This is a genomic window from Streptococcus sp. KHUD_012, from assembly GCF_052588255.1.
On sequence record NZ_CP159355.1, the window covers coordinates 2,077,694 to 2,097,667 of the forward strand.

The 19,974-nt window shown below is 43.9% G+C and carries 23 protein-coding genes; 2 read left to right on the forward strand and 21 right to left on the reverse strand.

The features are described 5' to 3' along the window. Positions 1 to 12 precede the first annotated feature (12 nt). From groES to ABVF55_RS10155, 14 genes are all read right to left on the reverse strand, one after another. Positions 13 to 294, reverse strand: a complete 282-nt coding sequence (gene groES / locus ABVF55_RS10090; RefSeq protein ID WP_445285303.1) for a co-chaperone GroES — start codon at positions 292 to 294, stop codon at positions 13 to 15. A 129-nt stretch (positions 295 to 423) separates the two neighbouring features. Further along, complete coding sequence (locus ABVF55_RS10095) at positions 424 to 717, reverse strand: hypothetical protein (protein ID WP_003013750.1); 294 nt, start codon at positions 715 to 717, stop codon at positions 424 to 426. A gap of 101 nt (positions 718 to 818) precedes the next feature. Continuing rightward, positions 819 to 1,673, reverse strand: a complete 855-nt coding sequence (locus ABVF55_RS10100; RefSeq protein WP_173018936.1) for a PTS system mannose/fructose/sorbose family transporter subunit IID — start codon at positions 1,671 to 1,673, stop codon at positions 819 to 821. Further along, positions 1,657 to 2,499: a PTS mannose/fructose/sorbose/N-acetylgalactosamine transporter subunit IIC gene (locus ABVF55_RS10105; protein WP_014712796.1), complete on the reverse strand. Its 843-nt coding sequence runs from the start codon at positions 2,497 to 2,499 to the stop codon at positions 1,657 to 1,659. Before ABVF55_RS10105 ends, ABVF55_RS10100 begins: the two co-directional genes overlap by 17 nt. A gap of 56 nt (positions 2,500 to 2,555) precedes the next feature. Continuing rightward, the gene (locus ABVF55_RS10110) at positions 2,556 to 3,050 is read right to left on the reverse strand and encodes a PTS system mannose/fructose/N-acetylgalactosamine-transporter subunit IIB (protein ID WP_000261775.1); all 495 of its coding nucleotides are present in this window, start codon (positions 3,048 to 3,050) and stop codon (positions 2,556 to 2,558) included. Positions 3,051 to 3,064: 14 nt separating this feature from the next. Then, a complete protein-coding gene (locus ABVF55_RS10115) occupies positions 3,065 to 3,502 on the reverse strand; it encodes a PTS sugar transporter subunit IIA (RefSeq protein ID WP_227038491.1) in 438 nt (145 codons plus the stop codon). 140 nt (positions 3,503 to 3,642) lie between these two features. Next, positions 3,643 to 4,941, reverse strand: a complete 1,299-nt coding sequence (locus ABVF55_RS10120) for an ABC transporter substrate-binding protein (RefSeq protein WP_320909530.1) — start codon at positions 4,939 to 4,941, stop codon at positions 3,643 to 3,645. Continuing rightward, positions 4,938 to 5,621: a response regulator transcription factor gene (locus ABVF55_RS10125; RefSeq protein ID WP_037585171.1), complete on the reverse strand. Its 684-nt coding sequence runs from the start codon at positions 5,619 to 5,621 to the stop codon at positions 4,938 to 4,940. Before ABVF55_RS10125 ends, ABVF55_RS10120 begins: the two co-directional genes overlap by 4 nt. 5 nt (positions 5,622 to 5,626) lie before the next feature. Continuing rightward, positions 5,627 to 6,943 carry a sensor histidine kinase gene (locus ABVF55_RS10130; protein WP_247923532.1) on the reverse strand — a complete coding sequence of 439 codons (1,317 nt, stop codon included), beginning with the start codon at positions 6,941 to 6,943 and terminating at the stop codon, positions 5,627 to 5,629. After that, positions 6,943 to 7,926, reverse strand: coding sequence for a substrate-binding domain-containing protein (locus tag ABVF55_RS10135; RefSeq protein ID WP_049492166.1), 984 nt, complete (start codon positions 7,924 to 7,926; stop codon positions 6,943 to 6,945). The genes ABVF55_RS10130 and ABVF55_RS10135 overlap by 1 nt, the downstream gene beginning before the upstream one ends. 188 nt (positions 7,927 to 8,114) lie before the next feature. Next, complete coding sequence (locus tag ABVF55_RS10140; protein ID WP_003004675.1) at positions 8,115 to 8,510, reverse strand: single-stranded DNA-binding protein; 396 nt, start codon at positions 8,508 to 8,510, stop codon at positions 8,115 to 8,117. Positions 8,511 to 8,611: 101 nt separating this feature from the next. Next, positions 8,612 to 9,238 carry a YtpR family tRNA-binding protein gene (gene ytpR / locus ABVF55_RS10145; RefSeq protein WP_003013664.1) on the reverse strand — a complete coding sequence of 209 codons (627 nt, stop codon included), beginning with the start codon at positions 9,236 to 9,238 and terminating at the stop codon, positions 8,612 to 8,614. Positions 9,239 to 9,247: 9 nt separating this feature from the next. After that, positions 9,248 to 9,565: a thioredoxin family protein gene (locus ABVF55_RS10150; protein ID WP_070661098.1), complete on the reverse strand. Its 318-nt coding sequence runs from the start codon at positions 9,563 to 9,565 to the stop codon at positions 9,248 to 9,250. Continuing rightward, positions 9,562 to 9,852, reverse strand: a complete 291-nt coding sequence (locus tag ABVF55_RS10155; protein WP_045759005.1) for a DUF4651 domain-containing protein — start codon at positions 9,850 to 9,852, stop codon at positions 9,562 to 9,564. Before ABVF55_RS10155 ends, ABVF55_RS10150 begins: the two co-directional genes overlap by 4 nt. A gap of 142 nt (positions 9,853 to 9,994) precedes the next feature. Here ABVF55_RS10155 and pepA point away from each other — a divergent pair, with 142 nt between their 5' ends. Together pepA and ABVF55_RS10165 are read left to right on the forward strand one after the other, a co-directional pair. After that, on the forward strand, positions 9,995 to 11,059 hold the full coding sequence (gene pepA, locus ABVF55_RS10160) for a glutamyl aminopeptidase (RefSeq protein ID WP_014712788.1): 1,065 nt from the start codon (positions 9,995 to 9,997) through the stop codon (positions 11,057 to 11,059). Between the two features lie 244 nt (positions 11,060 to 11,303). After that, positions 11,304 to 12,788, forward strand: coding sequence for a DUF1846 domain-containing protein (locus ABVF55_RS10165; protein ID WP_445285304.1), 1,485 nt, complete (start codon positions 11,304 to 11,306; stop codon positions 12,786 to 12,788). Positions 12,789 to 13,125: 337 nt separating this feature from the next. On the opposite strand, the gene folK is transcribed toward ABVF55_RS10165, so the two are convergent. From folK to ABVF55_RS10200, 7 genes are all read right to left on the reverse strand, one after another. Then, positions 13,126 to 13,935, reverse strand: coding sequence for a 2-amino-4-hydroxy-6-hydroxymethyldihydropteridine diphosphokinase (gene folK, locus ABVF55_RS10170; protein WP_070674663.1), 810 nt, complete (start codon positions 13,933 to 13,935; stop codon positions 13,126 to 13,128). A 25-nt stretch (positions 13,936 to 13,960) separates the two neighbouring features. After that, on the reverse strand, positions 13,961 to 14,515 hold the full coding sequence (folE, locus tag ABVF55_RS10175) for a GTP cyclohydrolase I FolE (protein ID WP_070674660.1): 555 nt from the start codon (positions 14,513 to 14,515) through the stop codon (positions 13,961 to 13,963). 8 nt (positions 14,516 to 14,523) lie between these two features. Then, a complete protein-coding gene (locus ABVF55_RS10180; protein ID WP_445285305.1) occupies positions 14,524 to 15,834 on the reverse strand; it encodes a bifunctional folylpolyglutamate synthase/dihydrofolate synthase in 1,311 nt (436 codons plus the stop codon). Next, on the reverse strand, positions 15,835 to 16,785 hold the full coding sequence (gene folP, locus ABVF55_RS10185; RefSeq protein ID WP_445285306.1) for a dihydropteroate synthase: 951 nt from the start codon (positions 16,783 to 16,785) through the stop codon (positions 15,835 to 15,837). It abuts the gene before it with no gap. A gap of 162 nt (positions 16,786 to 16,947) precedes the next feature. Beyond that, positions 16,948 to 17,388, reverse strand: coding sequence for a CPBP family intramembrane glutamic endopeptidase (locus ABVF55_RS10190; protein WP_261674178.1), 441 nt, complete (start codon positions 17,386 to 17,388; stop codon positions 16,948 to 16,950). A gap of 363 nt (positions 17,389 to 17,751) precedes the next feature. Further along, entirely contained in the window at positions 17,752 to 18,945 is a 1,194-nt protein-coding gene (locus tag ABVF55_RS10195; RefSeq protein WP_023919646.1) for an acetate kinase, read from the reverse strand. Between the two features lie 51 nt (positions 18,946 to 18,996). Further along, positions 18,997 to 19,950, reverse strand: coding sequence for a class I SAM-dependent methyltransferase (locus tag ABVF55_RS10200; protein ID WP_445285307.1), 954 nt, complete (start codon positions 19,948 to 19,950; stop codon positions 18,997 to 18,999). Between the last annotated feature and the right edge of the window lie 24 nt (positions 19,951 to 19,974).

Consider the following 19,974-nt stretch of genomic DNA (forward strand, 5'->3'; position numbering starts at 1 on the left):
CTCTTTCTTCTCTTACTCTACAATTGCAAGAATGTTTGATGTTCCAACGATGGTGTAGGTTTCTTCCCCATCTTTAACTTCAATTCCTGCATGGCTTTCAACCAAAACTTGATCTCCTGCTTTCACAGCTGGGGCAATCAGTTCACCACTTAGGGTACGCACACCCTCACCAACGGCCACTACTTCAGCTGTTTTTGTATCAGCCTTGCTCGCACCTGCGAGGACAAAGCCACCAACTGTCTGTTCTTTTTCTTCTATTTTTAAGACCACGCGGTCTCCTAATGGTTTTAACATGTTTATTCCTCCATACGTGTTTTTAGCACTCTTCATACTCAAGTGCTAACTTATGTTTCTATTGTATCACTTGGTCAGAAATAGTCAAGAAAAAAACACCTCAAAAAGAGATGAGATGTTTCTAAAATTTCAATTTAAAATTGTCAATTTTTGATTGAAATCATCGATCACTTTTTGAAGATTGATCCGCCCGCGGTAGATGCCATATCCAAAAACAATCATGCCTAAAATTCCAACCAAGGCTAGTAAAATCCCGAGGATCAAGAGTGGGAGGAAACTTTTGTGAAAGAGATAGATCAATACCACACCAATACTGGCAATGATAAAGAGTAAGCTGAACCAACGACCAAGGTTTTCAAGCATGTGGCGTTGGTAGTTGATTTCTGTTTCATATCCATTGACAAGTTCTTGTTTTGTAACCATGGGATTCCTCCTGATAAAAATTGAGAATGAAGTGCAAGTAAAGGAGGTCAATTCACTTCATTCTCAAAAACTCCTACTAGCAAATTTGTTTTTTCTTTTCCTTAGTATTTAAGATGTGGATCAAAGATACCAAGGGCAACACCGATCAAAGCCACTACAACGAGAAGTAACATGACTTTGTTTGGTGAAATTTTTTTCTTAGACATCAACCACCAGCAAAGAGTGATGAAGGCTGCTGTCAAGAGACCTGGATAAACACCATCGATCTTTTCTTGGATGTTCAAGAAGACTTTTCCTTCAGCATTCTTGAATTGAAGGGCTGTTGTAACAGATACCCAAGTAGCTGCTACGGCACCGATAACCATACCACCGACAACGCTGATCGCTTTACGAAGAGCTTGTCCTTTTGGTCCTACAAGGAATTCAACGGCTTTATCCCCTAATTGGTAACCTTTGAAGAAGGCAAAGCGCATACCAAAGTAGACTAAGAGGTTCCATACGACGATGTAGAAGAGAGCACCAGCGACGTTACCACCTTTAGAAAGTCCAAGGGCAATCCCCAAGAGAACTGGAATCAAGGTACCAACGACCAATGAGTCACCAATACCAGCGATTGGTCCCATCAAACCGGCACGCATACCGTTGATGGTTTCGCCATCTACTGCATCTCCGTTTGCACGCGCTTCTTCCAAACCAGCTGTGATCCCTACAACAAGAGATCCAAGTTGTGGTTCAGTGTTGAAGAAGGCCGTATAGGTTTGCATAGCATCCTTTTGTTCTTCTTTGGTGTCATACATTTCTTCTACGATTGGAAGCATAGAAGTCAAGTACCCGAAGGTTTGCATATGTTCTTGAGAGAAACAAGTCAAATGACCATAATACCAATGATGGAATGCTTTTGCTAATGTTTTCTTTGAAATTTTCTTTCTATCAGCCATTTTAAATATCCTCCTCATCATCGTCTAGGTCCACCACTCCGGCTGGAGCAGCTTTCATCGATTTGATCACTTCAAGTTCATAGTAGATTACTGCAAAGATTAATGAAACAACGGCACTGGATACCAAGTTCAATCCGAGAGATTTTGCCAAGGTAAATCCAACAAAGAATGGAATGAAGTCAGTTGCTTCTGTAACAATTTGTTTCAACAAGATGGCAATACCGACACATGGGAGAAGAGCACCGACTGTAAAGAGGGCTTTCATCCAGTAACCATCCATAGGAAGGTATTGTTTCATCAAATCAACCATGTTTTCACCGTATTTGGTGATAATCATTGTTGGAAGGAAAGAGAAGAGGAAGTGAGAGATCCAAGGGTAAACCCAGTCAACTGCGTAGAGTTTTTTGAAGTTTCCTTCTTCAACGGCTTTCCAACCAATGTGTTGCCAAACCAAGTTCATAGTAGCGGTACCGTAGAAAAGAACTGTACCGATTGTCCCAACGGCTGCACCGATTGGAGCTGCAGCTGCGGCGATTCCAGCTTCATCTGTGATGTTATTAGCATGCACAAACAAGATAGCAAGAGGAACACCGATGTAAGAGATGGCACGCACATCGGCAGATACGGTACCACCAGGTGTTACCAAGGCGATATAAACGACTTGAAGGGCAACCCCGACCATAATACCGGTTGTCACATCTCCAAGAATTAAACCTGAAATCAACCCACCGATCAAAGGACGACCGAGTGTATAGTTCCCGATACTGGAACCTCCCATACCAGGCATTGAAGACAAGCTGGCGAAAATACCAAGCAAGATTGCTTGAATCCATGAAATTGTCATAACAAACGCTCCTTTTGTTTGTAAATTTATTTACCTAACAGATAAGACTGTTAGTTTTAAAAACCAAATTTTGATTTGAAATCATCCCAATAACCGATGGAAACATCTGGCAACAATTGGAATTTCACCTTGTAGCCTGCTGCTTGAATGGCTTGGAAGGCTTCTGCTTCTTCCTGAGTGATGGATTGGTTATTCCCCAATTTCACAGCTCCAGGACGATCATTTGCAGGGCCAACAATGATTTCTTTGACATCACCTGGGACAAACCCTTGGTCGACCAAAATTTCCTTCATATCGATTGGATTTTTGGTGATCAAGAAGTAACGACTATCTGATTCTGTTACTTTTGCTGATTTTTCTTTAAAGGCTTCCTTTGTCCATACAAAGGTTTTCTTGTCGGATGCGCCTTTGTAAGCTTGAATCAAAACCTTGTTTGATGCTGCTGCATCGTTTACGGCAATCAAACCATCACATGGTTTTTCCTTTGCCCAGCGTGTGACTGTCTGACCGTGAATCATGCGGTCATCAATCCGTACAAATGTTACTACCATAAGGTACCTCCCTATTAAATATCGTCATCATCTTCTTCAGCACCAGTGGCTGAAACTTCAAAAGGCTGTAGTGCAGATCGTGCTTCTGATAAGATGGTGGCTGACAAATCGTCTCCATCCAACACATCCTTCATCACAACTGCCGTCAAGGCCATGGTAAGGTTCATCCCACCAAGGATCAAGGCTCCATCGAGCTTTCCAGCTTCTTCTAGAACCGTGGCTGCAGTGGTTAATGGACTACCACCTACGATATCTGCCAAGACCAAAACAGAATCATCAGCTGTCAATCCTGAAATGCTCTCTCTGAAATCAACTGCGAAGTCATCGACCGATTTTCCTTCTTTGAGTCCAACTGCGATGACCTGATCCAACTTGTCACCAGCAAACATGGCTAGTGATGTTTTTAGACCTTCTGCCAGTCCGCCATGACTGACCAAAACGAGGTATTTCATTTTTCTACGCCTCCTTTATTTGACTCTATTGTAGATTATTTGAAAGCGTTTTTACATTGTCAAATGTCACATTCCTAATATGACATTTAGCAATAAAAAAATGACATCTGTCACTTGACAAAATGCCATCTTATTTTACTCTAAACTCCTACCTGTAGACTACTCTCAATCTCCCTCTGAATTTGAGGCAAGCGGTTCTCGACATCCTGATCGCGCAAGGCATTACCAATCAAGTAGTCTAGCTTTTCTAACACCTCTTTTGAGACATTTTTCGGACTACTTTCAACAGCTTGTTCCATGATGCGGTTCAAGGTCTGATTGGTCAAGGAATCTGTTCCAAAATCATCCACCTGCAGAAGGTCTTTACTAGAGCGACTCTTGACGACCTGTGGCATGACAGAGATCCCTTGGGATTGAGCAAAGAGGGTTTGTTGAATTTCTGGATCCTCTGTTAAGAGTTGCATCAATTCCCAAGCCAACTTGGAATGAGAACTCCGAGCTGACATAGCAAAAGAAGTCGTCGTGACTAAGGTTGCCTTGGTCGTTTTTGACTTAGCAGGCATCGGGATACAGGTCCAGGTGAAGTTTGAATATTTTGAAACGTGGTAGGGATAAGGTTTATAGGTCCGATATTGGGCCAAGGTCATGGGATAGAAGGCGACTTTCCCCTGGTCAAAATCTTTAGAGCTCACCTTGTAATTTTTATTTAGATCTTCCAATTTTTGCAGAAAAGTCAAAGACTCTTTCACTTCTGGAGCTGTCAGCTTGAGCATGCCACCTTGGAAGAGATGACCTCCATTTGCCGCCAAGGCTTCTTTCCAGGTGTATTCTGTGCTTCCAAATTGGTCCAATTGCCCATCTCCATTGGTATCTTTGGTTAGTTTCTTGCAAATCGTATAGAACTCTTCAAGGGTCCAGCCTTCTTTGGGAACCGCGATGCCTTCTTTATCCAAGAGATCTTTATTGACACACATCAAAATCGGATTGCTTTCATAAGGTAAGGCATAGGTTTGCCCCAGATAGACACCGGATTCAAAGGCAACGGGATAAAAGGCAGCTTGATCTTTTCGATCCATATAGCCGTTTAACTTTTCTAATACGCCCCGCGCTGCTAATAAGGAAAGATCTTGCTCAGAGACCATAAAGACATCCGGTGTCTTTCCTGAGACAATCTTTTCAGAGAGCCAGTCTGAATAATCTGACTGCGGAATCCCGTTTTCATACTCTACACGGACGTGGGGATGGGACTTTTCAAATTTTTCAATCGCACGATCCAAGGCATGGGAACGTTGACTGGTCGGCACATCCCAGCTAGAACCTGCATAAACGCCGATATGGAGTACGGTCGGTTGCTGTTTCCACCAATAGAAACCCGCGCTCGTACAGAGCACAACAAGGAGACCGATCCCCCAACAAAGATGCTTTCGCTTCAATTTCATTCTGTATTTCCTTTAGAAAAATCACGTCTCGTCACTCCTGTTTGGACTGACCAGATCGCTAATTGCGTTCGATCTCGTAGGTTTAATTTCGCCAAAATCGTTGATAAGTAATTGCGCACGGTTCCTTCTGATAAGAAAAGTTTGGCCGCAATTTCTTTATTGGACTCCCCATAGCCGACTTCTTGGATAATGCGCCATTCCGTCGTGCTCAAATCCTTGACATTGTCCTCATCCACAGCAATAGAGAAGTTGGTTTTGGCCATTTGTGAGAAAATTTGAAAGACTTTACTAGCGATATTCGGGTTGATCATGGCTCCGCCTTGATACACCACCTTAATCGCTTCATAGAGTTCCTCTGTCGAAGCTCCCTTTAAAAGATAACCTGAAGCACCATACTTGAGTGCACTATAGATAAATTCATCATCGTCAAAGGTCGTTAAAATAATAATTTTGATATCCGGATAGTGCTCTTTGACTTCTTTTGTCGCCAAAACCCCATCCATGCCTGGCATCCGAATATCCATTAAGATCAGGTCAGGATGTGTCTGTGGAATGCTAGATAAGACGTGATTCCCATCTTCCACTGTGGCCACCACTTCGATATCGGGGTGGGCTGACAAAATAATTTTCAGAGATTCTCGAATCAAGGCCTGGTCATCTGCCACCATTACTTTTATCACCATCTCTATCTCCCTTCTTTATATTTCGGTAAACTGACGCGCGTGAAAAATCCATCGCGGCTTTCAAATTGAAGCTGTCCTCCTAGGATGGAAATGCGTTCCATCATCTGCTTGAGCCCATAACCATAGGTCAAGGTTTCAAACCCAACCCCATTGTCCTGCAACTCGATCAGGTAATCTTCTTCATCCTCAAAAAAATGAAGGCTCATCTGACTGGCATGACCGTGGCGAACCGCATTGGTCATAGACTCTTGGATCACACGAAAGATCGTATCTTCAATCATGACGTCCATATCGACATCGACCCATTCATAGTGTAAATCAACCTGCAAGTTGGAAAGCGTCTGGTACTCGCGGATCATCTTTTCTAATGCATCTTTGAGGGTTCGTCCCTCAAGGGCACCTGGACGGAGGCGGTTGAGAGAGCCTCTCACATCCTGGATCCCTTCACGAACCACTTCTGATACACTTTTTACCTGCTCTTTTGCCCGATTGGGATCGATATCAATCAAGACCCCAACAGCATCTAAGCCGGCCGAGATCCCTGTTAGCGCGTGTCCCAAGGTATCGTGAATCTCCCGAGCAATCCGCTTGCGCTCTCGATCCTCTGCAATCTTCTCAGACAAGGCCATATAGTTGTTCAACTCCGTATTGACCTTCGAAACCATAGCCAACTCTTCTTCTACTTCGTGGTTTTCCGCAAGAACATTCATAATATAGAACAAAAGCGAAATAATGAAGAGCACCATATTCAAGGCATAGAGGGAATTCTTTAAGAAAAAGGCCAGAATCCGAATAGAGGCGGGGTAAAAATGAATATAGACATCCAGAGAAGGTATCGGAAAGAAAAGCGAAAAGACGTCTGAATTGGTCACAAGAAGCATCAAGAAACTTACTAGGATAAACGCAAACCAATACCTGCGGTCTCGCTTGGTATTCAACTCTTTAGAACCATAGAAGATATCCGCAAAAACCAAGAGAATGAGCCCGTTATAAGCTACATTTTGGACCCACATCAAGAGCAACATCAGGAGGATCTCCAGAATGTTCCACTGATCAAAAATGGACCATCGACTCGTTTGAGACCGGTAACGACTCATGGAGATCAAGGCAATCCCAGCAAATAAGAGTGCAGACAACCAAAAAGTTGTAGAAGGCGCAAAAGGAATACGCTCTAAGCGTTCTACTAATAGGGAAGCTTGCCGTTGGGCAATGATATAGTTGGTTGCTTGAAGATAGATGATACTGTTGAGCATCACAGCGATAAAATTCACGACCATCAGAATGGCCAAACTGTATCTCACACCTCTAAATTTTCTCATTACTGCCACCCATTCACATCAAAGTGATCGATGTTTTCCTTTGTCATCATTTGAACCGGAATGGTTATCTCTTTTTGGTAGCTTTTCCCAGCCGTCATATCTTGGATGACCTCCATCACGCGGTCTCCCATCTTCAACGGAGACTGGGCAACGGTTCCTACAACATCATCGGTCGAGTGCAGCAAGGCTTTCATATCTGGTGAGCCATCAATCCCATAGATCGCAATGGGATGGGTGATTCCTTGTTCCTTGATGGCCGCTAAAGCTCCTATAGCCGAGCGGTCATTTAGGGCAACTAGTGTATCGACATTCCCCCCTGACTGCAAGAACTTACGGACAGCTGGCATAGCGATCTCCGTCTGCCCCTTGGTTTCTAGTTCCGAGATGATCTGATAAGAGCCATGTCCTTTGATGGTATCCTTAAATCCCTGTATCCGCGTATCTGCCGAAACAGTCCCCTTATGCTCCAAGAGCAAAATACGAGCATTTGAAGAGCGTTTCATCAACTCTTTCGCAATCAAGACTCCTGCTTGGTAGTTATCAGAGACAATGCTGGCATCCGGCTTAAAATGCTTGAGCTGGGTATCAACTGCAATAATCTTAATTCCTTGTTTTCTAGCTTTTTTAAGAGCTCTTAAAATGGGCTGACTATCCCCTTTGACCGGATTAATCACAATCACATTTACCTTTTGAGCGCAAAAATCATCGATCTGCTGGCTCTGCCTTTTTTCGTCCAATTCTGGATCTCGGACAGATACAAGAGCCCCTTTCTCATCGGCAATCCGACTAATTTCCGAATGAATACTTTTATAGAACTCATTGTTCATGGTCATATAGGTGACACCGATCTTGGTCTGATCCTTGATGCTACTGGTTTGACAAACGGCATAGATCCACAAGAGGATGCAGGCCACTGGAATCACCAGTAAAACCCGTTTTATCAGCCATTTCAACCGTTCTTTTCTTTCTTCTTTCCCCTTCAAACTCCGTTCCTTTTCTGAAAATTTTGAATATATATTACTTTATTTTACTACTTTTTCAAGAAAAGTGCTGGCTTTTATTGTACAGATGCATATTTTTGATTTATTTTTAAATGAGTCGTTCCCGAATGAAATCCCTACCAAATATCAAAAAAGCTGGTCTATAAACGAACCAGCTTTCTTTTTTGTTTCTAAAAAGGAAGATCTTCCTCTTCTAAGATGATATCGGCTAAATCTCCCGTTCCACCATTTTCACGCATCGCTCGCTGAGCGCGGCTCTCTAGCAACTGAAAACTTTGGCAGAGGACCTCTGTCACATACTGCATGACCCCATTTTTCTCGTAGCGGCGTGTCCGAATCTCTCCATCCAAAGAGATCAAGCTCCCTTTACTGGCATAACTAGCCATGGTTTCAGCCAATTTCCCCCAGACAACGACATTGACAAAATCAGTCTCTCGCTCCCCGTTTTGGTCCTTGTAGCGACGATTGACCGCAACGGTCACTCGGGCAACGGATTTGTCTGTGCTGGTCTTATGCAATTCTGGAGCCGCCACCAGGCGACCGATTAAAATAACTTTATTATACATCATTTACCTCCTATCTATTTATTCGAAAAAATTTTAAAAAATGGAGGTGACAAACCAAAATCAAAAAAATCTAGGATCCAAAACATCCTAGATTCTTCTCTTTATTCATGCCAGTGACGAGCAGGATCAAAAGGTGTCCCTGCTACTTCTGCATCATCCAATTCAATAATGCCTCGTTTTTGAGGAGCATTTGGCAAGTGCAATTCACGCGGACTGCACATCATGCCATAACTTTTTTCTCCACGAAGGGCCCCTGGGAAAATCAAGCTACCATCCGGCATCATGGCACCTGGAAGAGCGACAATGGTCTTGAGACCCACTCGCGCATTTGGAGCTCCTGCTACGATCTGAACCGTCTTATCTGGTCCAACTGCTACTTGGCAGATATTCAAGTGGTCACTATCTGGATGGGCTACCATTTCAAGGATTTCTCCCACCACAAATTTTGGTTCCCGATCATTGACCAAACGTTCTGCGAAGCCTTCTTTTTCCAATTCTTGGTTCAAACGATCCACTTGCTCATCTGTCAAAAAGACTTGTCCCTTGCCTTCGATGGCGAAGAAAGATGAGGCATCAAAGATATTCCAGGCAACGGTTTCTTGCTTGTCCTCACGGTAAACGCGTGCCACTTTCCCTTTTCTCTCCACCGCGAGCTTTGCATCTCCACTATTTTTCAAGGTCAGCATCAAGACATCGCCGACTTGTTCTTTGTTGTATGTTACAATCATGATTTTCTCCTATTTTAATCCTGCTAAGAATGCTGTAATCTGGGCTTTAGTTTTCCGATCTCGATTGACAAACCGACCGATTTCCTTATCCTTTTCCAGAACAACCAAACTAGGGATCCCATAAACATCCCAGACTTTCGCCAGATCCATATAGGCATCTCGGTCAATCAAGATAAAGGTAAATTCAGGATTTTCAGTCTCAATCTCCGGCAAAAAAGGCTTGAGGTAACGACAATCCCCACACCAATCTGCTGAAAAGACAAACACTTTCTTGCCATCTTGCTCTACATATGAAGCAATTTCTTCTATAGAACTCGGTATAATCATAGTTTTTCCTCTTCGTAATGCAAGAGACCGTCCTCGTAGACAAAGCGGTAATGGCGCTCATCTTCAAAAATGACACCACCTACTAAGCGCTCTTCACTAGACTCGTAGAGTTCCACATACAGAGTCGCAATCGTCCCCATGGCTTCCATTTGCTCCCGTACTTCTGCTACCAATTCTTCTTGGGTACGAAGACGCTTTTGATCTTTGGCAATTTTATAAACACCGGCCGCAAGAGCTCCTGCACTTGCTAGAGCCAGACTAGACAAAATAATTTTTTTAGCTTTCATAGTGCCTATTGTAACACAAAATAAGCAGAGGGACAACGGTCTAAGCTGGATCTCTCCCTCTGCTTTTTGGGACTGATTTCCATAATAACGCTACCATCCTTGTATAAAAAGTGATAAAATAGCATCAGAAAGAAGGTAACCTATGACTGATTTATTTTCTAAAATCAAAGAAGTAACTGAAATCCCTGCTATCTCAGGTCATGAAGCTCCTGTACGGGATTATTTGCGCCAACAATTGACCCCTCATGTGGACGAAATCGTGACAGATGGTCTCGGTGGGATCTTTGGGGTGAAACACTCAACAGCAGCCGATGCTCCTCGTATCTTAGTAGCTGCCCACATGGACGAAGTTGGTTTTATGATCAGCGAAATCAAAGCTGACGGAACTTTCCGTGTTGTCCCAATCGGAGGTTGGAATCCGATGGTCGTTAGCAGCCAACGCTTCAAACTCTTTACACGTGACGGACGTGAATACCCTGCGATTTCAGGATCTGTTCCTCCTCATTTGACACGTGGAACAGGTGGACCAACCGTACCTGCCATTAGCGACATCGTCTTTGATGCAGGCTTTAGCTCTAAAGCCGAAGCTGAAAGCTATGGGGTCCGTCCTGGAGATACCTTGGTCCCAGATAGCTCTGCGATTCTCACTGCTAATGGTAAAAACGTCATCTCCAAAGCATGGGATAACCGCTACGGCGTCTTGATGGTCAGCGAATTGGCCAAGAGTCTTTCTGGACAAGCCTTAAACAACGAACTCTATGTAGGAGCCAACGTTCAAGAAGAAGTGGGACTTCGTGGAGCCCACACTTCAACCACTAAATTTGATCCTGAAATCTTCCTTGCTGTAGACTGTTCGCCAGCAGCCGATGTCTTTGGAGACCAAGGCGCGATTGGGGAAGGAACACTGCTTCGCTTCTATGATCCAGGTCACATCATGCTACCAAATATGAAAGATTTCTTGCTCACTACTGCTGAAGAAGCGGGCATCAAATTCCAATACTATTGTGCCAAAGGTGGTACCGATGCAGGTGCAGCGCACTTGAAGAATGGTGGAGTCCCATCAACCACTATTGGTGTCTGTGCACGTTACATCCACTCTCACCAAACCCTCTATGCCATGGATGATTTCTTGCAAGCGCAAGCCTTCTTACAAGCATTGGTTAAGAAATTGGATCGCTCTACAGTTGATTTGATCAAACACTATTAAACAACATCGATCTGAAGCCCCGTAAGGGGCTTTTTTAGGGGGAAAACAAACTTCTCTTTGAAACTTTTCCAGCGTGAGTCACCATTGAGCCCCTCGGCATCCACACTCCCTTAGGAAAGTATCTTAGAATATTTTATCTTCCATCTGTTTTCTGATATAATATGAAAGAATGAAATGGTAGGAAACTGAACACTCATCCTTGGATTCGTGTGGCAGACCCTTCCCTTATATACAGGAGTTTTACATGAAAAAACAAGCTTTTAGTTCTGAAAAGTATTTGAACTTGCAACGTGACCACATTATTGAGAGGATCAACCAATTCGATGGCAAGCTCTACCTTGAATTTGGTGGTAAGATGTTAGAAGACTTCCACGCTGCTCGTGTCCTCCCTGGATACGAACCAGACAATAAGATCAAGTTGCTCCAAGAATTGCGCGACCAGGTGGAAATTGTCATTGCCATCAACGCCAACAACATTGAGCACTCAAAAGCCCGTGGAGATCTAGGAATTTCTTATGACCAAGAAGTACTGCGATTGATCGACAAATTCAATGAATTAGGGATCTTTGTAGGCTCTGTCGTCATCACCCAATATGCTGGACAAGCTGCAGCAGACGCCTTTCGCAAACAACTGGATAAGAGCGGGATCGCCTCTTATCTCCACTATCCGATCAAGGGCTATCCGACTGATATGGACCACATCATCTCTCCTGAAGGGATGGGGAAAAACGACTACATCAAAACTAGTCGCAATTTGGTAGTTGTGACAGCTCCTGGCCCTGGTTCTGGTAAGCTGGCAACTTGTATGTCCAATATGTACCATGACCAATTAAATGGGATCAAATCCGGTTATGCTAAGTTTGAAACCTTCCCAGTATGGAATCTTCCATTGCACCACCCAGTCAACTTGGCTTATGAAGCAGCGACTGCAGATCTAGACGATGTCAATATGATCGATCCCTTCCACCTCCAAACCTACGGGGAAACAACAGTCAATTACAACCGCGATATCGAAATCTTCCCTGTCTTGAAGCGCATGTTGGAACGCATTTTAGGAACCTCTCCTTACGCTTCTCCAACAGATATGGGCGTCAACATGGTTGGCTTTGCCATTGTGGACAATGACGCTGCGATTGAAGCTTCCCAACAAGAAATCATCCGTCGCTATTACCAAACCATCTTGGATGTCAAAGCTGAACGCGTCGGTGAAGGAGCTGTCAAGAAGATTGAGCTCTTGATGAATGATTTGGGCATTACTCCAAATGACCGGAAAGTGACTGTTCTTGCTCGTCAGAAAGAAGAAGAAACAGGGGAGCCAGCCTTGGCCCTTGAATTGCCAAACGGCGAGATGGTAACCGGAAAAACCTCCGATCTCTTTGGCCCAACCGCAGCCCTCTTGATCAATGCGATCAAGAAATTGGCGTATATTGATAAAGAAACCAAATTAATCGAGCCAGAATACGTCCAACCGATCCAAGGCTTGAAAATCAATCATTTGGGTAGCCGTAACCCTCGTCTTCACTCGAACGAGATCCTCATTGCCCTAGCCATTACAGCTATGAGCAACGAAGATGCTAAGCTTGCTATGCAAGAATTAGGCAAGTTGAAAGGCAGTGAAGCCCATTCAACTGTGATGCTGACAGACGAAGACAAGAACGTCCTTCGCAAGCTCGGTATCAACGTCACCATGGATCCTGTCTACCAATACGATCGCTTATATCGTAAATAAACTCAGACAAACAAAAACAATCCCTGCTCTAGGAATTGTTCAGATTGAAGACAAAGTCTTCTTAAAAAACTTTCCTTAGGTGAGTACGGACGTCAGCGAACTTCTATGAAGTTCCATGACTAATTATTGAGCCTAAGGTCTCAATAATTCCGAGTGCCTGAAACTGAGTCGTTTCAGGCACTTTTCTCACGGCGGAAAGTTTCAGAATATGATTGAATAACTATAACGAGTATAATTTTTAAAGAATTGATTAAATTTTATTAAAGATTCGTTTCTCTACGCTCTCAACAATCCCTCGAACAGGGATTGTTTTTTATTATGATGCAAAGAAGAGAGACTATTTGACAGCCTCCCATAATTGGCGAATGGGCTTTCTTTGAACAGGGTCCACAAAATGAGGAGCAATTTCATTCAAAGACTCTAGGACAAAGGCACGTTCTGCCACATAAGGATGCGGCAAGATCAAGTTTGGACTGTAACAAATGGTGTCCTCCATATAGAGCAGATCTAGATCGATCACACGTGGCCCCCACTTGATCTCACGGACACGCCCCATTTCCTGCTCAATGGCAAGTAAGGTCTCTAGTAAATCCTCTGGGGTCATCCAGGTTTCAACCTCTGCCACCTGATTCAAAAAGGTGTCCTGCTCCACCCCTCCCCAAGGTTCTGTTTCAATCCTTGTGGATGTCTGAAGAAGACGAATGCCTCGATCCTTGATTTTTTCTAGCGCCGTCTCTAGTTGCAGTTGTTTATCTCCCATATTGGTGCCAAGCCCAATAAAGGCCCGTTTTTTCTCCCGTTCGATTGTCACCGAACAAGTCTCTAATGGCAAGGGAACAGGAGCCCAGGGCTTTTTCAACTCCAGACGAACTTTTTCTACAAAGGCATAGCTTTCAAAAATCTTTTGCACCAACTGAAAGGCCACCGTTTCAATCAGATCGATTTTTTCTGCCTGCATCCACTCGGTCAACTGTTCCGCCAAGATCCCATAATGGATCGAAGCTTCCAAATCACCTGTGCGAGCAGCACGGGTCATCTCATAATCTACCCATAGGTCTAGGACAAAGCGTTGTCCTAATTCTTTTTCTGCTGGAAAAACACCGTGATAGGCGTATACCTCTAAGTCCTTGATCCGTAATTGATCCACTCTGTTCACCTCTTATAGCCAGCCATTAGTGGCCCATGAGTTTATAGGCTTCATTTTTTAAGTCTTTATCTGTCGCAAGCAGTCCACGCGCAGCAGTTGTCACTGTAGCGGTTCCAGGTTTACGGACACCACGCATGTTCATACACATATGCTCTGCTTCTACCCAGACAAGTGCTCCTTGTGCTCCAAGATATTCCATCAAGGCATCTGCGATTTCTACCGTCAAACGTTCCTGAATCTGTGGTTTTTTAGCGTATACTTCGACCGTACGAGCCAGTTTTGAAAGCCCAGCCACACGGCCATTTGGAATGTAGGCAATGTGCACTTTTCCATAAAATGGTAAAAAGTGATGCTCACACATGGAATGGAAGAAGATATCCTTCTCAACCACCATATTGTTATCAATGATTTCAAATGATTTAGACAGATGCTCTTCTGCTGTCTGCCCTAGTCCTGCAAAGATTTCTTGGTACATCTTGGCAATGCGGGTCGGTGTTTCCTGAAGTCCCTCACGTTTCTCATCTTCACCGACTGCCTCGATGATCATTTTCACTGCTTCTTCAATTTTCTTTGTATCCATATCATCTCCTAGTTGGATTTTTCTGTTTTTAATAAATAAGGTCGTACCTGGCTAAGGAAGTAGAGCGACCCCGTTACAATGAGGAGCTCATTGCCTTCAGCTTGCCAGTTTTGTAGAAACTCTTGCCAGTTGACTTCCTCAAGCTGATGGTTTTTCGCAGCAGCTCTTATCTCTTCTTGAGAATAGGCTCTTGGATCTTCAAAGGTCGTTAGGATCAAGCGACTATTTTCTAGTTCCTGCCACTGAATGAGCATCTCTTCTAAGGCTTTGGTCCGGATGCAGGTAAAAAGAATGGTCTTTTTTTGACTTGGGAACAGTTCCCGAAGACTTGCGATTAAAGGCGCAACGGCGTGGGGGTTATGGGCCCCATCTAGCAAGATCATGGGATTTTGCGAGACCACTTCCATCCGGCCAGGCCAGACGACTTGATGCAAGGCCTCATCCACTAACTCTCTTGACAAGAGTTCACGCCCTACTCTTTCAAAAAGTACATCACAGATACTGATCGCAAGAGCTGCATTTCTGGCCTGGTGATGACCTAAGAGCGCTACTTGATAAGAGGATTTTTCTCTTTTGGAACTGTGATAAGAAAAGGATTGGCCCAATAGACAAGAGGCTTCTAGCTCAACTTGGTAATCTCTGTCATAGGCTGTTATCGGTGCCTGCTTCTGAATCGCAATGCCTTCAATGACTTGGCTGGCTTCTGCTTCTAATTTCCCTAGAACCAGAGGAATTCCTGGCTTAATGATGCCTGCCTTTTCACGGGCAATGGAAGCCAGATCTGGCCCAAGAAGGGCAACATGATCCAAGCCAATCGAAGTGATCGCAGTCAGAACAGGCTGACAGACATTGGTACTATCTAGTCGTCCCCCCATACCGACTTCCATGATCACATAATCCAGCTCCTCGTGAGCAAAATAATCATAGGCGATGGCCGTCATCACTTCAAATTCCGTCAACCCTTGAAAAACAGCCCTTGATTGTTCAGCTTCCAGGAGTTGCTGGTAACTATCCAGGTAGGTTTGCAGGTCTTGATCCGAAATGGCTTCGCCATTAATGGTGATTTGGTCATTGTAATGGATCAGATAAGGAGAGGTAAAGACTCCAACTCGTAAACCTGCCTGCCTCAAGAGTTGGGACAAGGTGGCAATGGTAGAGCCTTTGCCATTGGTCCCCGCAACATGAATGACCCGACAGTCTAGGTGAGGATTTCCTCTCAAAGCCAAGAGAGCTTCCATGCGCTCCAAGCCGAAATGTGGATCTTGAGAACGATAGGCTTCTAGCCAACAAAGATCCAACTGATGTTCTTTTGTCTTCATTTACTTGTATTGTTTTAAATTGGTATCTGCTGCCTCTTGGGCTTGGAAAATGGCTTGGCCTAGACTTGCTGCCATCTTGTGAAGGGGAATATCATGCACCCGCACCATTTCGACTCCTTGACTGGCTGCAATACTCGTCAAATGGCTCGAAGCCAGGTCCCGATTCCAAAAACCAGTCTCCGTTGCAGGATCTGTCTCAAATCCAGCTTCCTCAATAATGTTGACCACAAAGCGTTTGCGGGAGACCCCTAGAAAGATCGGATACCCCTTTTGGTGAATCGTCCCAAGTTCTTGTAATAAGAGTAAGTTCTCTCGCTTGGTCAACCCAAATCCGATCCCAGGATCCAACATAATACGATCCATCTGGACACCGGCTGCTTTCGCTACCGCAAGCGAGCGGTCAAAGAAGGTCCACATCAAGTCTTGAATCGGTTCTTGAGCCATCTGTTGAAGCTCTTGCTCTGAAAAGACTGGTTCGAAACCAAAACTTGGAAAGATAGTGGAACTTGGATGATGCGGTCTTGCCATCACTGGATTAAACATGAGAACTGCGCTCGCTTCATGCTCCGCGACGACAGCAGCCATCTTAGGATCTCCAAGAAAACCAGTAATATCGTTGACAATATCAGCCCCAGCTTCGAGCGCCGCCGCCGCCACCTGGGACTTCCAGGTATCCACCGAGATCAAGACATCACTTTCTTTCCGAATGGCTTTAATTACTGGAACCACGCGGTCAATCTCTTCTTGGATCTCTACATAATGACTACCTGGTCTGGTTGATTCTCCCCCGATATCGAGGATCTGAGCTCCTTCTTGGATCAGTTTTCTCGCCTGCTGCAAGGCTGCATCCACACTCGTATACTTACCGCCATCAGAAAATGAATCCGGAGTGACATTTAAGATCCCACAAAGAAGGGTCCCTTGGCCACTCAGCCATTTATTATCAATCATTTTCGTTCTCCTTCGATTCCCTTCCTACAGCATGCTTGCGAACAAAAGAGGCTAGAACAAGTGTTCTAAACCCCTGAGTCTACTCTCCATACGGATTTCTGATTTTATCTGACCTTCTGTAGGATGGTTCTGCATCAAAACTCATTGGTACCTACCATTTTATCATAATTTATCATGGAAGAAAACTCTCGATACCGGCAATAAACAAAGGAGGAATACAGCAGGATAATAATAAGCTAGCGCATTCAAGGTCATATGGAGGCAAATACTGTACTCGATCCGCTGGTAGCGATAAGCCACCCAAGTTAAGATCAAAGACATACCTCCGTAGGCTACCCATTCCCCCAAGGCGCTCGGTCCATGCAAATAAGTAAAAAAGAGAGCACCGGCTAAGTAACCGATCGGTTCTGCTCCTCGAAAGATCAAACGAGGGATGATGGCCCGACAAAGCAGCTCTTCTAGAATCGGAGCGACAAGGATCACGACCATGCCCATAGCAAGAAAAGGAGCATGAGATTGCAGCTCATTCAGAGCCGCTTGGTTTGCTGTTGTACCACCTGCCTCTTGTTTCAACAAGGGATAGGCGAGCAGATTATTAGCCATCAACAAGAGAAGAAAAAGAAAATTTCTCCCCAGAGCCGGCCAGGTTATGACCCGAACATCTAAGTTTTCCAGAGGGCTCTTCTTTATGACTATATAAAAAATAAATAGCACCGTCACTGTTACCAAGAGAGTGAGGATAGTGATCCACCTTGCATCTACTCCTTCTTGAAGGGAATAAACCATGGTGATGAGGGGAAATTGTGAGAGAAAGAATAAGGGCACAAAAAGAAGGAGCCAGAGGGCATTCTTACATAATGGGTGCTTTCGAACAAAAGACTGTATATTTTTCAATGGACAACCTCTTTCTTGTATAAAATAAGAAGACTGGGGCTTTCGCCTCTAGCCTTCTCACATTATTTCAGTTTACTGATTTTTGAAACGTTCAACGTCACGCGCAATCACCAACTCTTCATCAGTTGGAATCACCAATACCTTCACACGAGAATCATCTGTGGAAATATCTCCGACAACTCCAAAGACGTTCTTTTCAGGGTCGACCTTGCAGCCAAACCAGCTGATTCCATTGATAATAGAAGAACGAACGTTTACTGCATTTTCACCGATTCCTGCTGTAAAGATGATGGCATCTGCACCATTCAAGACAGCCAAGTATTGACCGATGTATTTTTGCAAACGATCGATAAAGATATCGTAAGCCAATTTGGCTTTTTCGTCTCCATTGTGCATCGCTGTATGAATATCCCGCATGTCACTAGAAGATCCAGAAACACCCAGAAGACCTGATTCACGATTAAGGATACGGCTAATATCTTCAGGCTTATTGAAATCCTCTGTATGTTCCATCAAGTAAGGAATAATCGCTGGATCGAGATCCCCTGTACGGGTTCCCATCATGACACCACCTAGAGGTGTGAAGCCCATTGAGGTATCGACAGAGATTCCCTTGTCAACCGCTGTAACAGATACACCATTTCCAACGTGGCAGGTGATCAATTTCAATTCTTCTAATGGTTTTCCAAGAAGTTTAGCAGCTTCACCAGCTACATACTGATGACTGGTTCCATGAGCGCCGTACTTACGGACCTTATTTTCTGTGTAATATTTAGTTGGAAGAGGGTAACGATAAGCTTTTTCCGGCATGGTTGTATGGAAAGAAGTATCAAATACCACAACACTGGTAATATTTGGACAAATCTCTCTAAAGGCACGAATTCCAGCTGCATTTGCAGGATTATGAAGAGGTGCTAACAAAGACAATTCTTCTACTTTTCGAAGGACTTCGTCATCTACCAAGGCAGAATCCTTGAAGTATTCTCCACCAGCAACGACGCGGTGGCCCACACCTGTAATCTCATCGTAGGATTTGATAATATCAAAGCGAATCAAATCATCCAACAAAATTTTTACAGCTTGTGTATGGTCCTGGATATCTAATACTTGTTTTTCAGAGCGTCCATCAAATTTAACGGTTGAAATAGAATCCTTCAAACCGATCCGTTCAATCAACCCTTTTGCAAGAACAGTTTCCTCTGGCATTTGGTACAATTGCCATTTCAAACTAGAGCTTCCTGCATTAATAGAAATTGTTTTCGACATATATTCACCTCATTAAGCGTTTTCACTTCCTCTATTATATCAGATCTTTGATCAAATTTCACTATCCTTTAACCAGTTTTGGAAACTTTCCATAAAGTGAACCACCTGGTCTTGATCCTGGAGATCGGTAAACGGATAGACAAAGGGCTGAACAGACTCTTCTTCTTGTTTTCGTAGGACGAAAATCGTCTTAGCATAGGCTGGATTTGAAAAAAGAGATTCTGGCAAGGTCAGCATGGCAAGGAGTTGAGCCTTGTCTGTTAGCCAAGCTTTCAACAGATCACTCTGAGAGCTCGTCAAGAGGTTGTTTGGAGCTAAAAAGATGGCTACTCCTTGAGGTTTCAGGTATTTCAGAGCCTGTTCCATCATAAGGTGATGAGCATAGGTATGGCCTTCGGAGCTCGCCACCTGATAGCGCTGTGCAATCGCATCATCTGGATAATAACCAATCGGTAAGTCGCTAACGATCAAGTCACTTTCTTTTAACACTTGCGGACGCACCGCGTCGCCTTGTGCAAAGACAACGCTAGACTCCATCACATCTGCGATACTAGCAGATAGATCAATCAAGAGATCATCTACTTCCAATCCTAAGTAATCAATCGTGAGACGGCTATTGTTGACAATAGTCTCAGCGAGATTTCCGGTTCCACTTCCCACTTCTAAGACATCCAGTTGGTCGCTTTTAGCCAACTGATCGATCAAAAATGTAATGATAAAACCAATCGCATCTGGTGTGAACTGGTGATTCGCTTGTAAAGGCTCTGTCTGAGCAGCTTTCATAAAAAGGAATTGGTAGGCTCTGCGCCATTCTTCCTTACTCAAACCTAGTTCTTTTAATTTTTTGCTATTGTTTTTAACAATGTCTAGATCTGTCTTGCCACCCAAATACATGGCATTTTGTTCAATCAAGGCGTCATAAAAGTTGGTCGACAATTCATTTTGAATACTTTGAGTGTTTTCTAATAGATAGGTATAGGCTTGTTCAATTTTTTCGAAATTCATGATTTCCTCCGCACCCTATCATAC

What these genes read in the sequence shown, in the direction of transcription:
- ABVF55_RS10190 (WP_261674178.1), bottom strand. Translation starts at nt 17,388, where the DNA reads ATGGCTAATAATCTGCTCGCCTATCCCTTGTTGAAACAAGAGGCAGGT.
- pepA (WP_014712788.1), top strand. Translation starts at nt 9,995, where the DNA reads ATGACTGATTTATTTTCTAAAATCAAAGAAGTAACTGAAATCCCTGCT.
- ABVF55_RS10095 (WP_003013750.1), bottom strand. Translation starts at nt 717, where the DNA reads ATGGTTACAAAACAAGAACTTGTCAATGGATATGAAACAGAAATCAAC.
- folP (WP_445285306.1), bottom strand. Translation starts at nt 16,785, where the DNA reads ATGATTGATAATAAATGGCTGAGTGGCCAAGGGACCCTTCTTTGTGGG.
- ABVF55_RS10130 (WP_247923532.1), bottom strand. Translation starts at nt 6,943, where the DNA reads ATGAGAAAATTTAGAGGTGTGAGATACAGTTTGGCCATTCTGATGGTC.
- ABVF55_RS10155 (WP_045759005.1), bottom strand. Translation starts at nt 9,852, where the DNA reads ATGAAAGCTAAAAAAATTATTTTGTCTAGTCTGGCTCTAGCAAGTGCA.
- ABVF55_RS10100 (WP_173018936.1), bottom strand. Translation starts at nt 1,673, where the DNA reads ATGAGGAGGATATTTAAAATGGCTGATAGAAAGAAAATTTCAAAGAAA.
- ABVF55_RS10140 (WP_003004675.1), bottom strand. Translation starts at nt 8,510, where the DNA reads ATGTATAATAAAGTTATTTTAATCGGTCGCCTGGTGGCGGCTCCAGAA.
- ABVF55_RS10180 (WP_445285305.1), bottom strand. Translation starts at nt 15,834, where the DNA reads ATGAAGACAAAAGAACATCAGTTGGATCTTTGTTGGCTAGAAGCCTAT.
- ABVF55_RS10105 (WP_014712796.1), bottom strand. Translation starts at nt 2,499, where the DNA reads ATGACAATTTCATGGATTCAAGCAATCTTGCTTGGTATTTTCGCCAGC.
- ABVF55_RS10165 (WP_445285304.1), top strand. Translation starts at nt 11,304, where the DNA reads ATGAAAAAACAAGCTTTTAGTTCTGAAAAGTATTTGAACTTGCAACGT.
- ABVF55_RS10110 (WP_000261775.1), bottom strand. Translation starts at nt 3,050, where the DNA reads ATGGTAGTAACATTTGTACGGATTGATGACCGCATGATTCACGGTCAG.
- folE (WP_070674660.1), bottom strand. Translation starts at nt 14,515, where the DNA reads ATGGATACAAAGAAAATTGAAGAAGCAGTGAAAATGATCATCGAGGCA.
- ABVF55_RS10195 (WP_023919646.1), bottom strand. Translation starts at nt 18,945, where the DNA reads ATGTCGAAAACAATTTCTATTAATGCAGGAAGCTCTAGTTTGAAATGG.
- ABVF55_RS10200 (WP_445285307.1), bottom strand. Translation starts at nt 19,950, where the DNA reads ATGAATTTCGAAAAAATTGAACAAGCCTATACCTATCTATTAGAAAAC.
- ABVF55_RS10115 (WP_227038491.1), bottom strand. Translation starts at nt 3,502, where the DNA reads ATGAAATACCTCGTTTTGGTCAGTCATGGCGGACTGGCAGAAGGTCTA.
- ABVF55_RS10150 (WP_070661098.1), bottom strand. Translation starts at nt 9,565, where the DNA reads ATGATTATACCGAGTTCTATAGAAGAAATTGCTTCATATGTAGAGCAA.
- groES (WP_445285303.1), bottom strand. Translation starts at nt 294, where the DNA reads ATGTTAAAACCATTAGGAGACCGCGTGGTCTTAAAAATAGAAGAAAAA.
- ytpR (WP_003013664.1), bottom strand. Translation starts at nt 9,238, where the DNA reads ATGATTGTAACATACAACAAAGAACAAGTCGGCGATGTCTTGATGCTG.
- ABVF55_RS10120 (WP_320909530.1), bottom strand. Translation starts at nt 4,941, where the DNA reads ATGAAATTGAAGCGAAAGCATCTTTGTTGGGGGATCGGTCTCCTTGTT.